Raw genomic sequence first — 14,238 nt, 5'->3', positions numbered from 1 at the left:
ATCCGTACGGTCCGTCGCTCGGTCACGGGTCACCTCTACCGGGTGAGGCCCGAAGGAACACGGAGGCGCACGATCGTAGGGAGCAGTGCCGTCCGTCTGTCCCAGGCAGTCCACGGGAGGACAGCTCGTGCGCTACGAGATCCGAGTCGAGGGACACCTGTCGGAAACGCTGGCCAAAGCCTTCCCGGAGCTGGGCCACGTCGTGATGTCCGGCCAGACCATCCTCTTCGGCCCCGTCGTGGACGAAGCACACCTGTACGGGCTGCTGGCACGCTGCCAGTCACTGGGACTGCGCGTCATGGAGATGCGACAGCTGCCGGAGTGACGGGGCCGGGCGGTGTGCGGTGCGGGCGGGGCCCCGGCGGCGTGCGGGGCGGGGCCGAGCCCCGGCGGCGGCGTGCGTCCGGTTTTCCCGCCCCACCGCCCCGGCGGCGTCACCGATCACCCGTGGTGGGTGACCCCGGCACCGGGTGACAGGCGTGACCCTGGAGCGGCCAGGTCCTCGCACACCGCTCCGTCACACACCCCCGTCGGCGGTCCGGAAGCGACCGCTCGATCACGCGAGGAGGAACCATGACCATGCCGCGTGATCCGGCATCGCGCACCGGACAGGAACAGGAACATGAGCCGGACCGGGCGGCCCCCGGTCCGATGGACGACCCCGCGCAGGCACTGGGGCGGCTCGGCCGTTCATGGACCTGGCTCCTGGGCTCGGCCGTCGCGACGCTGGCTTTGGGTGTCCTGGTGCTGGTCTGGCCGGAGGCGACCCTGCACGTCCTGGCGGTCCTCATCGGCCTGCATCTTCTGGTGGGCGGGGCGTTCCGATTCGTGGACGTCTTCGCCCGGGCGGGGCACGAACGGCTCCCGGGGCTGCTCCTGGCCGTGCTGTACGTCCTCGCCGGGGTGCTGTGCCTGCGGAACCCGCTGCAGACGATCAACGCGCTCTCCCTGATCGTCGGGGTCGTCTGGCTGGTGTCCGGCATCCTCACCCTCTACACGGCCGTCGCCGCCGATGACCTGCCGCACCGTGGCGTCGTCCTGGGCATCGCGGTCCTCGGCATCGTCGCGGGGATCGTGGTGCTCGCGCTGCCGGCCGAGTCGGCCCGCGCCCTGACCCGGCTGCTCGGCCTGTGGCTCGTCCTGCTCGGCCTGGGCGAGGCGGTGGTCGCCCTCGCGTGGCGGGCCGCGCTCCGAAAAACGTCCACCACCGGCACCCCCGCCGCGACGGCCTGACACCGCACGCGCCGCTCCGATGCCGCTGCCTCGACGACGGTCATTGCGACCGGCGAGCGTCGCGGCTGCCGCGGCGCACACGGAGAGGAGCTTCCATGAACCCGGCCGCGCCCCCCGACCCGCCGGACTCCGGCGGATCCGCCGAACGGCACCACGTCATGACCGCCGAGGAACGGGCCGAGTACGAGCGACTGCGCCGCCACGCGGCGGTGCGCCACCGGCGGCTACGCCACTCCGGCGCCTCCCTCCTCCTCCTGCTGGCCCTGCTCCTCGCGCCCCTGGCAGTCGTCGCGGCCTGGGTCCAGGACACGGTCTCCGACACCGACCGGTACGTGGAGACCGTCGCGCCGCTGGCGTCCGAGCCGCCCGTGCAGGAGGTCGTGATCAACCGGCTCACGGACCGCGTGGTGGCCAACGTGGACGTCAAAGCGGTGACGGACTCGCTCACCAGGGTCCTCCAGGACGCCGGGGCACCACCCCGCGTCGTGGCGGGGGCCGAGTCCCTCGAGGGTCCGCTGCGCAACGCGGTCAGGACCGTCGTGGACCGCACCGTGACCCGCGTGATCACCAGCGACGTCTTCCAGCAGGTGTGGGAGGGCGCCAACCGGCGCTCGCACGCCGCGGTGGTCAACATGCTCACCGGTGAGAGGGAGGGTGCCGTGCGTGCCGAGGGTGACACCGTCCAGCTGGACGTGGGGGCGGTCGTCGAAGAGGTACGGGAACGGCTCGTCGACGCCGGCTTCGACAAGGCGGCCGCCATCCCGGACACCGACCGGACGATCACGCTGTTCCAGGCCGAGGAACTGGGCAAGGCTCAGGACACGATGCGGCTGCTGGACATCCTCGGCACCTGGCTGCCCGTCCTGACCGTCGTACTCGCCGCGCTCGCCGTGTGGACCAACCCGGCGCACCGGGTGATGCTGATGATCACCGCGACGGGTGTCGGCGTGATGATGGTGGTGCTGCTCGTCGCGCTGGCCGTGGTCAGACGGGTCTATCTGGACTCGGTCCCGCCCACGGCGCTGCCCACCGACGCGGCCGCGGCGATCTACGACACGTTCGTCCGGTTCCTGCGCGACAGCACGCGCACTTTGCTGGTCGTCGCGGTGGTCACGGCACTGGTCGCGTACCTGTACGGTCCCGGACGTCCCGCCCGTGCCGTCCGCATGGCGACGGACAGGGGTACGACGGCCGCCGGCCGGAGGCTGGGCCGCGCCGGAGTGCACACCGGGTCCACCGGACGCCTGCTGGCGGACCACCGGGCATGGACCACCGGTGCCGTCATCGCGGCCGGAGCGCTGGCGCTGGTGCTCTGGAACCACCCCACGGTCGGAGCGGTGGCGCTCGTGCTGGGCATCGCCCTGGCCGTCCTGATCATCCTGGCGATCCTCGCGGCCGCCGCGGGACCGACCGCCGGGCACGAGGACCGGGCGGCGGCCCCGTGAGCCATGGCCAGGAAACCCGGCCCCGCCCCGGCCTCCCGCAGGCACACGGCGGTGGAGCGGGCCCTGGCGAGCCTGCGGTCCGGCCCGGTGGCCCGCCTGCTTCCCCGCCTGTCCGCGCTCAACATCGTGGAGGGCTCCGTACGACTGGCCGCGCAAGCCTTCATCACCGCGCTCCCGCTGCTGATGACCGTCGCGGCGTTCGCCCCCCGAGGGGTGCAGGACCTGCTGGGCGACTCCCTCCGTGCGGTTCTGGGGGTGCGCGGTGACACGCTCGACGAGGTACGCCGTGCCTTCACCGCCACCGGCACACCACGGGACGCCGCCGGAGCTGTGGGCGTGGTGGTGACTCTCGTGTCCGCCACGGCCTTCAGCCGGGCGCTTCAGGCGGTCTGCGAGCGGTGCTGGCACCTGTCCCGGACACCGGTGCGGGCCGCGGTCTGGCGCTGGCTGGTCTGGCTGCTCGTCTGGCTGGGCGTCCTCCTGGTCCAGGCCCCGCTGCGCGACGGGTTCGGCGGCGGCGCGGTGATCGGAGGGGTGCTGTCGCTGCTGTCGTCGACGCTGCTGTGGTGGTGGTCCCAGCATCTGCTGCTGGGCGGCAGGATCGGCTGGCGGAACCTGCTGCCGGGGGCCCTGCTGGCCGGCGCGGGCACGGTCGTGCTGAGCTGGGCCGCCGGCCTGTTCGTGCCCACTGCCATGGAGCGCAGCCTCCAGGAGTTCGGTCCGCTGGGGCCCGTCTTCACGTTCCTCTCCTGGTTGATCGCCGTGTTCCTGGTGGCCGTCTCAGGCCTCGCCCTCGGCCAGTACGTCGCCTCCTCCGACTGGTACCGGACAGCCGCCGTCCCCCGCCGTACGCGGCCCGAACCCTGATTCCTGCCGCGCGGGAGCGCATCCGTCGAGCCCACCGAGCGCCGGGCCGCCCGCAAGCTCACCCGCACCGGGTGAGGTCACCCGCCCCGGGCCGTGGCCACGCTGAGGACAGCACGCAAGGCGGCCGGGCGAGCGCCCGGGACGGAGAACAGACATGGGAGAAAAGACATGAGCGCGCAGACCTACCTGGCGTACGACTACCCCTTGCTGAGCGTCTTCTGGAGCATGCTCCTGTTCTTCCTGTGGATCATGTGGTTCGTCCTGCTCTTCCGCGTCGTCGTGGACATCTTCCGCGATGACGCGATGAGCGGGTGGGCGAAAGCCGGCTGGCTGGTGCTCACCATCCTGCTGCCCTTCCTGGGCGTCTTCGTCTACGTGATCGCCCGCGGCAAGAACATGGGCCGCCGGGAAATAGCGCAGGCCCGAGCACAGCAGGAAGCCTTCGACGCCCGCGTCAAGGAGGCCGCGGGCGGCGTGGGCCGACCCAGCAGCGCCGACGAACTCAGCAAGCTGTCCGAGATCCGCGCCCGCGGTGACATCACGGACGAGGAGTTCCGCAGGGCCAAGGAACTGGTCCTGACCGGGCACGGCCCGGCGGAGCACGCCGGCTCCGCCGCCCGCACCCCCGGTCGCTGAGCATCCGCACACCATGAATCGAGGCGCAAGATGACCGCGACACACACCCGGCCGGCACACACGGCGAAGCAGGAATGGGCGACCGGCCTGACGGCCTTCGCGGCCGTGATGCTCTTCCTTGTCGGCCTGCTCGACATCTTCCGGGGCATCATGGCCATCGCCGAGGACGACATCTTCGTCACGACGCGCAATTACGTGTTCGAGTGGGATCTGACCGGCTGGGGCTGGATGCACCTCGCTCTGGGCGCGGTCGCCGTGATCGTCAGCATCGGGCTGCTCCAGACCGCGGTGTGGGCGCGCGTCGCCGGCGTGGCCATCGCCTCACTCGTCATCATCGCCAACTTCCTCTCCCTGCCGTACTACCCCATCTGGTCCGTGGTGATGATCACGATCTCGGGCTTCATCATCTGGGCCCTGTGCGTCGTCCAGCGCGGCAACCTCTTCGACCTGTCCGAGGAGCGCCCGTTGTCCGATGAGCGCCAACCGTCCGAAGAGCGCCCGTCGCACAGGGTGTGAGCACTGGGCACATGATGTCCCCGCTCAGGCGGCGAAGCGCTTCACGAAGGCCAGGGCCGTGGCGGCGACCTCGCGCCAGCCGCTGTCGATCGTCAACGCGTGGCCGCGGCCGGGCAGCTCCGTGATCTCGGTGACGGCGGCCTCGTTGCGTGCCTGCTTCTTGTACGAGGCATTCGCGATGGCCCAGGGAACGGTGTTGTCCTTCTCCCCCGAGATGATCAGCAGAGGGCCGCGGTCGGGATGGAGCGTGTCGACCTTCACCTCGGTCCAGGGGTTGACGTTCGCGACGGCCGCCTGGAAGAGGGGTTCCCCCGGTGCCGGGACCGCGAAGTTCTCGTACAGCTCCCTGGCCTCCTCTTCGCCGACCGCGTTGGCGAAGGCATACCGGAACTGGTCGTAGGTGAGGGGAACGGCCCGGTGATAGTTCGCCGGATTGCCGAGCACCGGCCGCGCGGCGCGCAGGGAGGAGACCGGCAGCGGAAGCACCCCGCGGAAGGGCGCCGGATCGATCGCCACGGATGCCGCCGAAAGGCCCCGCCCCGCGATCATCTGGGTGATGAGGCCACCGAAGGAATGGCCGATCACGACAGGCCTGCGCTCCAGCTTGCCGATCAACTCGGCGAAGTGGTCGGCGACTTGACCGACACTCTTGCCCGCGAAGACCTCAGGGTGGGCGTTGGCCTCGGCGACGGTTTCGGGGTCGTCGGGCCAGCCGGGAGTCAGCGGGGCGAAGCCGGCCTCCTCGAAGACCGCGGTCCACCGGTCCCAACTGCTGGGCAGCAGCCACAGGCCGTGCACGAAGACCACCGGGGTGCGGCCGGTGGCGTTGATCTCCTCTACACGTTCGAGGTCGTGCGATGCCGGCATGGCGCAAGTCCGTTCTGTCGACGGGAAGATGAGCTGATGCGGTGCGAAGTCAGGGGCGTACGCCGCGGACGGCGGCGCTGATGATGTCGGCGACCGCGTCCGGGCAGCTGAGCAGCGGCAGCCGGTCCTTCGTGGCGATCAGATCCCAGGAGGGGATGGTGTGCCAGGCCGTGGACGTGGCCCGGCCGGTGAACGCCGTGGCGCTGAGCGGCCGCTGCCCGGCGGCGAGCACGCGCGTGGTGGACCTGGGCACGTCGCCGGCGAAGACCCGGTGGACACTCACGGTCTCGATGTAGAGGTCGAGCCCGGCGGACCCGTCCGGGGCGGGTGAGGACACCGCGGTGAGCGCCGGTTCGAGCTCCGAACCGGGGAACTTCGCCGACATGCCGCGAGGTGCGCGGCGTCGGCGGGCAGCCCGCGCAGCGGGTTGGCCACCGCGACGACCGGGAAGCGCCCCCGCTGCAGTCGCTGGATCACAGGCATCGGCCGGCGTCGCTGTCATCCCTGTCATCCCTGTCATCCCTGTCATCCCGGCCAGGGCGGTAGCGGCCACCGCCGTCACGCCAGTGGTCACCGCTCGGCGCCGCGTCACGTGCTGACGAGCTGTCATGTGGCCCCCATCCCCTCTGAGTTGACCGGGACTCAAGCTAGGGGCGGACGGGTCTCGGGTGATGACTGCACGCGCACAGCTCTGTCCCCACCGTGCACACCACCGGCTGTGCACGCGGGACCGCCGCGCGGAGCCCGAGGGCACAATCCCGGTCGTCGATAATGTTTTTGACCGTACGGGGAGGGCGAGATGCTGTTGTTGGACACGAATACCGTGCCTCCCGCCGATCGGGTGGAGGCGTTCCATCACGCCCTGACCCACGCCTCCGTGCCGAACCGCATCGTCCACGAGGAGCCGGAGACCGGGCTCCAGGCACGGATGCACCTGTGGCGGATCGGTGCGCTCGATCTGTTCACGTCCCACAACACCGGCTTCCGGCTGACCCGCACGGCCCGCCATGTACGGCAGGAGAGCCGGCCGATCGTCGCCGTGGCGCTGCAGAGCCGAGGGCTCGGCCGCGCTGAGATCGACGGTGAGCAGGGGATCGTCGGCCCGGACGACGTCTATCTCTTCAATGAGATGACACCTCGCGAGTTCGGCTGGGCGGGAGAAGGAGCTGCCCAGGCCATACTGATCGACTTCGACCGTCTCGGGCTGCCGATGGAAATCCTGCGGAACTCCACCTTCCGGCTGCGGGCGAGTCCGTTGCACGATGTGGTTCTGCAGCATGTGCGAGCCCTGTGGCGGGATACGGAACGGCTCGCTGCCGACCCGGGGGCCCCGGCTCTGGCGAACGCCACGATCGAGCTCGTACGGGCGCTGGTGGTCTCGGCCTCGCAGGAGGCGGGGGCGCTCGCCCGGGAGATCATGGACGATACGCTCCTGACCCGGATGCTCGCGTACGCACGCCGCCATCTCGGCGACCGCGACCTCGACGCCGGGCTGATCGCCAGGGAGCACGCCATATCGGTGCGCCACCTTTACGAGGTCTTCCAGCGCGCGGGACTCAGCCTGGAGCAGTGGATCATCTCCGAGCGGCTGGAGGGGGCACGGAACACGCTCGCCTCTCCGCAGCTGGGCCATCCGACCGTTGCGGCAGTCGCCCGGAGGTGGGGGTTCGCGAACCCGGGCCATTTCACCCGCAGGTTCCGGGCCGCCTACGGTCTGACCCCGAGCGAATGGCGCAGCCTGAACGGCTGACGAGGTGGCCGGTGCAGGACCCCGTCGGTGGCCGGTGCAGGACCCCGTCGGCCGGACGCGTCAGCCCGTGGGACCGACAGCGCCCTGGTCCACCAGCTTCCGCCACTCGCTCGGTGACACCCCGTACGCCTCCTTGAAGACCCGGCTGAAGTGGGAGGCGCTGGTGAAACCCCATCGATGAGCGATGGCTGCGACCGTCAGCGACCTGGTCCGGGGATGGCCCAGTTCCTTCCGGCACTGTTCAAGACGATTGGCCCGGAGCCAGTCTCCGAGTGTGATCCCCGACCGCGCCAAGATCGTGTAGAGGTACCGCACTGATATGTGGTGCGTACGGGCGATGCGGGCCGCGGTCAGGTCGTGCTCGGCGAGATGGGCGTGCAGGTACTCCATGATCCGGTACTGCAAGGTGGACTCGAGCGGCTCCTGAGCGAGACGGGAGTCACCGAGGTAGGTGGCGATCACCGCTCGCAACAGTTCGACGCTCGGCTGTTCCACGGAACAGGTCTGCTGGAGATCCATCCGCAGCCGGGTTCGGGCCAGCCGCGCGAAGTACGTCGAGGCGAGATCGGCGACCGGGTGGTCCCGGCCCAGTCGCACCGCGGTGACCTTGCTGAGCGCGGCCGCGGGCAGGGCCAGTTCCCGGCGGGGAATGCGGAAATAGTGCTGGTGGATACCGTTCTCGTTGACCAGTGTGTACGGCTGCGTGGTGTCGTAGACGGCGAAGTCGCCCGGGCGCAGCACCGCTTCCCTGTCGCCCTGCACCACCATGCTCGCCCCGGACACCTGAAGGCCGAGAAACAGGCTGGGTTCGAGGTCGTCGCGGACCAATGCCGCGGTACGCCTGACAACGGTCGCGTTGGACCTCACCGAGCAGACGTTCAAGGCCCCGACAGAGCTGACCGTGCCGACCGCCGAGATCTGTTCCGCCTGCGGATGGTGCTCGATGTCGACACGGACGACGCGGTCCCAGATCACCTCCCGAACGGCCTCGGCCCGGTCGGACGGTGGTACGTGGGTCGTGTCGAAGGTGATGCTCATATGGCCCCCATGCCCGGTCCGGTCGAGGCCGTCCGCGAGCAGGCGGGATCGGCCGGACTCCCACTACGAGACGAATCAGGCTAGTTGGAGCCTCCATGGGCTGAAGCCCCCGTGCAGTCAGGGGTACGTGTCGCGCACGCTCAGTTCAGAGTTGCTGCCGTGCTGTCGAGTTGAGGATCCGCGCTGTCGAGCACGCGCTCAACCGGACGGCGTGGCCGGGGAGACCACATGCCGAGCCACTGCTCGGCGCCATAGGCCTCGAACCGCTCTGCCTCAGTGAACCCCAGCTTCGCCGCGAGACGCATCGAGCGGGTGTTGGCGGTCTGGGTGAAGAGCACCACCGGCTCGCCGGGAAGCTCGTCGGCGAACCAGTCGAGTGCCGCTGTGCATGCCTCGGCGGCGTACCCGTATCCCCACGTCTGCGGCAGGAAAAGGTAGCCGAGCTCGGCCTTCCCAGCGGCAGCCGGAGGGCCGTGCTCCGTTGCCCGTCTGAGAATGATCTGGCCGATCATCGCTCCGTCGAGATCGACCGTGAAAAGGCCCGGGCGCCGCTCGGGCGCCCCCGACATCTCGCGCTCGAGCTCGTCACGCGGCCGGGGGCCGCCGAGGTAGGTGTGCACCTCCGGCGAGGCGAGCAGCTCGATGAACGCCGCACGGTCCCGGGCCTCGGGCTCACGGAGCACGAGCCTCCCGGTCCTGATCGGGGCAGGCGGCCAGGCGACGGAGCCGAGTTGAGTCATGCCGGCCAGCCAATCAGCGGGCTCGACAGCGATCAAGACGCTGCGGGCCTGCATGCCGGGTGGGCTTCACGACCGGTGGACGCGGCCGACCCGCCCGGGACTCAGAGGTCGGGGACTCCGGTCAGGGAGGCCATCTGGCTGATCATCGTCGGGCTCGCGACGCCGGAGTAGGCGCGCACCTCGTCCACGGTGCCCCGGAAGTACTCACCGCGGATCGCCGAGCGGCCCACCTGCAGACCGCCCGAGGCCGTCCACGAGGTCGTGTCCACGGCGGTCGACATGTTGGTCAGTTGCCCGTTCACATAGAAGCGAAGCTCATGAGCGGGGGCGTCGAAGACGACGGCCAAGTGGTCGCCCACGCCGTAGGGATCGTCATCGGGCAGAGCCTGCTCCTCGGTGATGACCACGTGCGGAGCGTTCGCCTTGTCCTTGGTGGAGACCGCGACTTCCCACTTGCCGCTCGCCGCCTGGTACCGGATCACGACGCGGTCGGCGTCGGAGCCCGGGAGTGACAGGACGGTCTGGGTCCTGTCGTCGACTGCGGCCGGGCGAGCGCGGGCGGCGAGAGTGAAACTCCCGTCCCCGCCGACCGGTGCCGCGGATGTCGCCGCCCAGTCACCGTCGCCGTCGAGCCTGAGATCGCCCTGGTCGACCAGTGCGGGATCGCCGAAGATGTCCTCGTTGTGGTAGATCCACGCATCGCCGTTCAACGTCAGCGGAAGGCCATCGGGCTCCACATTGGGAGCGATTCCGCCGGGCGCCTCCTCCAAGGGCCAGTAGCCCTCCCGGCTCAGCGACGTCTCTTCGGCCCGGGTTCCGTGCCCCTGGCCGACCGCGTGGGCGGCACCAGGGAGCGCACCGAGTGTGAACACGAGCGCGACGGCGCCTGACGCCATTAACGCGGCGCGGTGTCTGTCGTACATGACCCCCCTTTGAAGAACCTGGTCTTGAAGAACCTGGTCAAAATACGCGAGTGATCTTCCAGCCTCCCTCCTTCAAGCGCAAGGAGTTTCGACCGCGCAGATCACGGATCGGCCGGTCAGATGCTGGACAGTAGGTGTGGAGGAAGTCTGCCAGGGCGTCGGTGCGTTCGGTGTTCACGGGAGATGCCCATCTCCGCGGCGAGGTGCGCAACGGGACGGCCAGAGCGGACACGGTCGACGAGCAGTCGCCTGCCGTGAACGGTCAGCCGGGCATTACGGTGGGACACGAAGGCCTCCGTGCGGTGAAGATTCGACACCTCCACCACACACGGAGGCCTTCGCCATGATCAAGCCCGGCCGGTGTCAATAACGCTCGTGATCAATACACCTAGGCGCCGTGGGAGAACGGCTCGGGTGGGCCGACCTCCATGCCGAGTTCGGCGGCTGCCAAGGCGTGGTCCCCCTCGTCGACTCGTCGGCGATGTCCTGCGAGAACCGGTGAACTGCGGGGTGCGGCTGCTGTCGCACCGGATCCTTGTGTCGATGCCGGTGACGTCGTACGCCTTGGCGTTCATACCGCCCTGCTTGTACCCGGGGACGGGTCGTTCGCGTCCACCGGCTGCTTGCTCACGCTGCGGCCGCTGGTCCCGCCGTTCGGTGCGGTCGAAAAGGTTATGCGGTCGTCGTCCGCGCTTCCGGTCGGCATGGTTCCCCGTTTCACAGGTGTCGTCGCGGTTGCCGCAGGGGCTCTCGGAGGGACTCTTGAAGAGGCCGCCAGAAGGAATCGAGGCTGTTGCGCGGAGGGACGGACCCGGTCGCCTCCGGTTCGGTGTCGAGAGCTTGTCGACCTCGCTGTCGATGTCCACGGCGATCGCCCGCAGTTGGGGCATCCGCCGCCCGGTGGAACCCGCGGTACGCCGTCGCCGCCGGTCCTCGCCAACCCGCCTCGATGCGGTCGACGATCGCGTCCATTCGCTTGATCTGCTTGTCCAGGTAGGCCTGCATGTCGTCCAGGTCATCGGCCAGTTCAGTGAGGTCCTGGCCCGACACCCTCAGATCGACGCCGCCCTCCTGGCCCGCGCCCGCACCACGTACGCCCATGGGAGCGAGTACGCCACGTCAGCGGCTGTCCGAAAGTGGTGGCGGCATTGCCTGGACCTTGTCACACTCCGTCATATGCCGTCCCCTTTCCGTGGTTTGAGTCGCAGACGGAGGGCGGCGTTGGGAGCATTCGCGCTGCTCGTCGCGGCCGGATTCTCCGTCATCCTCGCCTTCGTCGACAGCGAGAAACTGGTTGCCCTGGTCAGCGGTGCCGCGGCGGAGCTGTTGGGTGCGCTGGTGCTGGGGATCTGGGCCCTGCTGATGGACGGTTCCGTCGCCGCCGACGACTCGCCGAGGTCGTCGGCGCAGGCGGCGGACGCCCTCGCGAGGGAGGCCGTGGAGCTTTACGATCAGCGGCAGCGCGCTCGGAATCTGGTCGAGCACGAGCCCGTGCCGGTCCGCTGGGTGTGGTCACGCCACCAGGTTTTCGGACGACCCGAGGACGTCATCCACCCCGAACATGGTGTGGGTTCGCCGCGCTTCGCGGTTCTGCCGAACGCCGAGCCCGCCTCACCGGCCATGCTGGCAGAAGGCGGTCTCAGCGAGCTGTTCAACGTCTACGCCGGGGTGAGAAGCGGTCGAGTGGTCGTGCTCGGTGAGCCCGGATCAGGCAAGTCCGCAGCCGCCGTTCTCACCGTTCTGAAGGCCGCTCAGGAGCGCCAGGGCATCGAGGACGAGCGGGAGCGCGAGCGGGTGCCGGTTCCGGTGCTGCTCACTCCGAAGGGCTGGAACCCGAAGATCCAGAGGGTGCAGGACTGGCTCGCCGACCGGCTGGTCAGTGACTTCAAAGCCCTGCGCGCACCCTCCTTGAGCACTCGGACGCCGGCCCAATTGATCAGCGAGCACCGCATCGCCCTGTTCCTCGACGGCTTCGACGACATCGACGCCGAGCAACTGGACGCGGCTCTGCTCGCCCTGCGCGAACTGAGCGAGAGCATCCGGCTGGTGATCTTCAGCAGGAACGAGCAGTTCACGCAAGCGGCGCAGATCCGGCGGCTCCCCAGGGCCGCCGTGCTCGAACTCCAACCCGTGCCCGCCGGGGTGGCGGCGGACTGTCTCTCAGCCTGGCAGCCCGACGGAGTCCACTTGCACCTCCGGCAGCCGCTGGCCGAGCGCGTCAGAGAAGAGCCCGACGGTGTACTGGCACGTGCCCTCCGTACGCCTCTGATGCTGACCCTGTTGCGGGACGCGTTCCCCCACGGCGAGATCGACGGATTCCCCGCGCTGGTGGAGGAGTTGCTGACGCCCGGGAGGTTCAGAACTCCCGAGGACATCCACGACCGTCTCCTCAAGCAGATCCTGCACCGGGCGTACCCTCCTGACCGCCCCAACGCCCCCACCCCGTACACCCTGGACCAGGCGCAGCGCTGGCTCGGCCGCATCGCCCAGCGGATGACCAGCGACGAGGCACAGGAACTGGCGTGGTGGCGCATGCACGAGTGGGCCTCCGCCGCCTGGCGGATCCTCGCGGGGATAGCCGGCGGCGGTCTCGCCGCGGGGCTGATCGCCGCTCTCGTGGGGCGGTTCACCAACGAACTCGGCGAACGGACGGTCATCGGGGTGTTTCCGGCCGCGGTGGCCGGTGCGGTGCTCGGGCTCGCCACCGGAATCGTCACCGAGCGGCGCGCCGCGCAGGTCAATCTGCTCCGAGGCTCCGAGAGGGCCGGCTTCAATGCCGGGATGGGGCTGATGTCCGGGCTCGCGGTCGGGAGTGCGGTGGCGCTGACCGTCGGCCCCGCATCCGGACCGGTCGCGGCTGTGATCGCGGCGCCGGTGGCTGCCCTGACAGCCGGGATCGGGACCGGTTTCGCCGCGGGACTGCTGGACCTGACGCCTCCCCGGGCCACCACGAACTCACAGGCATCGCCCCTGCTTCGCTTCCTGGGCCGACTGGTGGTGGGACTCCCAGCCGGGCTCGCCACCGGGGTCCCGGCAGGCCTGGCGGGCGGTATCCCGCTCGGCCTCGCCCAGGGAACGCGGCGCGGGCTCGTCGTCGGCCTGGCCATCGGCATCGCCTACGTCCTCGCGTTCGGCCTCCTCGACGGCTTCGCCCGGATCGCGCCGAACGCCGACTCCCCCGTGGGCCCGAAGTCCGCCTGGAACGAGGACCGCAAACACAGCCTCTCCACGGGCGTCGTCTTCGGACTCGCCATGGGGTTCGCGGCCGGGCTCACCGATTCCCTTGCCACCGCCCGGCACGATCCCCTCGGGGTCGCGATACCGGTCGGACTCATCACCGGAGTGGTGGTCGGCGTCGTGACCGGGACCGCGGCCGGCCTCACCGTGTCCAACAGCTGGCGGACCATGGTCGTGTTCGTGCAGCTGTGGGTACTGCGTGTCCTCCCGCTGAGGGCGATGCGCTTCCTCGAGGACGCCCGCGAACGGGACGTACTGCGAGAGACAGGGCCCTTCTACGAGTTCCGGCACGCGCGGCTCAAGGACTATCTGGCTCGGCAGCCGGAGAGCTGAACGAGAACGTGCCAGTTGCCGAGCCTTCCCGCCCACATCACCACCTGGCACTGGATTCGCACGACTGATCGGCACCGTCCGGGGAAGCCAACTGATAGCGGCGCAGCCACCGGGTTCACCGGTGGTTCACCGTCCATCGGCAGGAGAAGACAGATGCTGGCATTCGTGGCGGGCGCGCTCTTCGTCATCGCCTTCATCATCCGCGTCACGGAGACGTCGACAGATACGATCTTCAGTCCGACGAGTCTCATGTTCGTCGGCCTTGCTTTCCTCGCCGTGCACATGGCCGGCGTAGGGGCCGGCCGGTCCCCCCGGGGAAGTGGACGTCGCCGCTGAGCAAGGAGCCCAACTCAGGGCTTCCGGCAGCGCCTTGACGTTCGGTGACGTCATGATCCGGCCGCACCCGCAGGACCGGGGTCTGGCCCGTCGTCTGCCGGAGCGGCTGCTGACCGACCACCAGGCGTCACACGGTGCCACGTTGGTGGACCGGGCCGATCGCCCTCCTCTCGCCGCGCTCCGCTCCTGGGAGTGGCAGGACGTCGGAGAACTTCGCAGGCCGGGCGGTTCGACCACGTTCCGTGCGCTGGTACGGCCCGTCGGGGAACGAACCGCGGCCGGGACGGACGGCCCCGTCACAACGCCTTGAAGGGGTG

15 protein-coding genes and 1 pseudogene are annotated in these 14,238 nt (G+C 69.7%); 9 read left to right on the top strand and 7 right to left on the bottom strand.

Annotated features, from left to right (window positions below):
• Nucleotides 1-127 precede the first annotated feature (127 nt).
• From OG252_RS29140 to OG252_RS29115, 6 genes are all read left to right on the top strand, one after another.
• A complete protein-coding gene (locus OG252_RS29140; protein WP_266438090.1) occupies nt 128-325 on the top strand; it encodes a hypothetical protein in 198 nt (65 codons plus the stop codon).
• 248 nt (nt 326-573) lie between these two features.
• The gene (locus OG252_RS29135; protein ID WP_329339817.1) at nt 574-1,233 is read left to right on the top strand and encodes an HdeD family acid-resistance protein; all 660 of its coding nucleotides are present in this window, start codon (nt 574-576) and stop codon (nt 1,231-1,233) included.
• A gap of 95 nt (nt 1,234-1,328) precedes the next feature.
• Nucleotides 1,329-2,678, top strand: coding sequence for a hypothetical protein (locus OG252_RS29130; RefSeq protein ID WP_329339815.1), 1,350 nt, complete (start codon nt 1,329-1,331; stop codon nt 2,676-2,678).
• A 3-nt stretch (nt 2,679-2,681) separates the two neighbouring features.
• Entirely contained in the window at nt 2,682-3,545 is an 864-nt protein-coding gene (locus OG252_RS29125) for a YhjD/YihY/BrkB family envelope integrity protein (RefSeq protein ID WP_266438081.1), read from the top strand.
• Nucleotides 3,546-3,713: 168 nt separating this feature from the next.
• Entirely contained in the window at nt 3,714-4,181 is a 468-nt protein-coding gene (locus tag OG252_RS29120; protein ID WP_266438078.1) for an SHOCT domain-containing protein, read from the top strand.
• A 30-nt stretch (nt 4,182-4,211) separates the two neighbouring features.
• Entirely contained in the window at nt 4,212-4,697 is a 486-nt protein-coding gene (locus OG252_RS29115) for a DUF7144 family membrane protein (protein WP_329339812.1), read from the top strand.
• 24 nt (nt 4,698-4,721) lie between these two features.
• On the opposite strand, the gene OG252_RS29110 is transcribed toward OG252_RS29115, so the two are convergent.
• Both OG252_RS29110 and OG252_RS29105 read right to left on the bottom strand, forming a co-directional pair.
• Nucleotides 4,722-5,564, bottom strand: a complete 843-nt coding sequence (locus OG252_RS29110; RefSeq protein ID WP_329339810.1) for an alpha/beta hydrolase — start codon at nt 5,562-5,564, stop codon at nt 4,722-4,724.
• A 49-nt stretch (nt 5,565-5,613) separates the two neighbouring features.
• On the bottom strand, nt 5,614-5,949 hold the full coding sequence (locus OG252_RS29105; protein WP_266438070.1) for a hypothetical protein: 336 nt from the start codon (nt 5,947-5,949) through the stop codon (nt 5,614-5,616).
• A gap of 438 nt (nt 5,950-6,387) precedes the next feature.
• Between OG252_RS29105 and OG252_RS29100 the strand changes: the two genes are divergently transcribed.
• On the top strand, nt 6,388-7,314 hold the full coding sequence (locus tag OG252_RS29100) for a helix-turn-helix domain-containing protein (protein WP_329339807.1): 927 nt from the start codon (nt 6,388-6,390) through the stop codon (nt 7,312-7,314).
• Nucleotides 7,315-7,374: 60 nt separating this feature from the next.
• Here OG252_RS29100 and OG252_RS29095 read toward each other — a convergent pair whose 3' ends face one another.
• From OG252_RS29095 to OG252_RS52385, 5 genes and pseudogenes are all read right to left on the bottom strand, one after another.
• A complete protein-coding gene (locus tag OG252_RS29095; RefSeq protein WP_329339806.1) occupies nt 7,375-8,352 on the bottom strand; it encodes a helix-turn-helix domain-containing protein in 978 nt (325 codons plus the stop codon).
• Nucleotides 8,353-8,492: 140 nt separating this feature from the next.
• On the bottom strand, nt 8,493-9,092 hold the full coding sequence (locus OG252_RS29090; RefSeq protein WP_329345214.1) for a GNAT family N-acetyltransferase: 600 nt from the start codon (nt 9,090-9,092) through the stop codon (nt 8,493-8,495).
• Nucleotides 9,093-9,193: 101 nt separating this feature from the next.
• A complete protein-coding gene (locus OG252_RS29085; RefSeq protein WP_329339804.1) occupies nt 9,194-9,964 on the bottom strand; it encodes a LamG domain-containing protein in 771 nt (256 codons plus the stop codon).
• A gap of 226 nt (nt 9,965-10,190) precedes the next feature.
• A pseudogene (locus tag OG252_RS29080) lies at nt 10,191-10,302 on the bottom strand (IS481 family transposase); the annotation flags it as partial.
• Nucleotides 10,303-10,732: 430 nt separating this feature from the next.
• The gene (locus tag OG252_RS52385) at nt 10,733-11,020 is read right to left on the bottom strand and encodes a hypothetical protein (RefSeq protein ID WP_443068506.1); all 288 of its coding nucleotides are present in this window, start codon (nt 11,018-11,020) and stop codon (nt 10,733-10,735) included.
• A 216-nt stretch (nt 11,021-11,236) separates the two neighbouring features.
• Here OG252_RS52385 and OG252_RS29075 point away from each other — a divergent pair, with 216 nt between their 5' ends.
• Both OG252_RS29075 and OG252_RS29070 read left to right on the top strand, forming a co-directional pair.
• Nucleotides 11,237-13,585 carry a hypothetical protein gene (locus OG252_RS29075; protein ID WP_329339802.1) on the top strand — a complete coding sequence of 783 codons (2,349 nt, stop codon included), beginning with the start codon at nt 11,237-11,239 and terminating at the stop codon, nt 13,583-13,585.
• Nucleotides 13,586-13,738: 153 nt separating this feature from the next.
• Nucleotides 13,739-13,921, top strand: coding sequence for a hypothetical protein (locus OG252_RS29070; protein ID WP_266438053.1), 183 nt, complete (start codon nt 13,739-13,741; stop codon nt 13,919-13,921).
• Nucleotides 13,922-14,238: the final 317 nt, after the last annotated feature.

Source organism: Streptomyces sp. NBC_01352, assembly GCF_036237295.1.
GTDB classification, from domain to species: domain Bacteria; phylum Actinomycetota; class Actinomycetes; order Streptomycetales; family Streptomycetaceae; genus Streptomyces; species Streptomyces plumbiresistens.
Note: the sequence above shows the minus strand (reverse complement) of the source record. Positions and strands in the feature narration are given on the sequence as shown.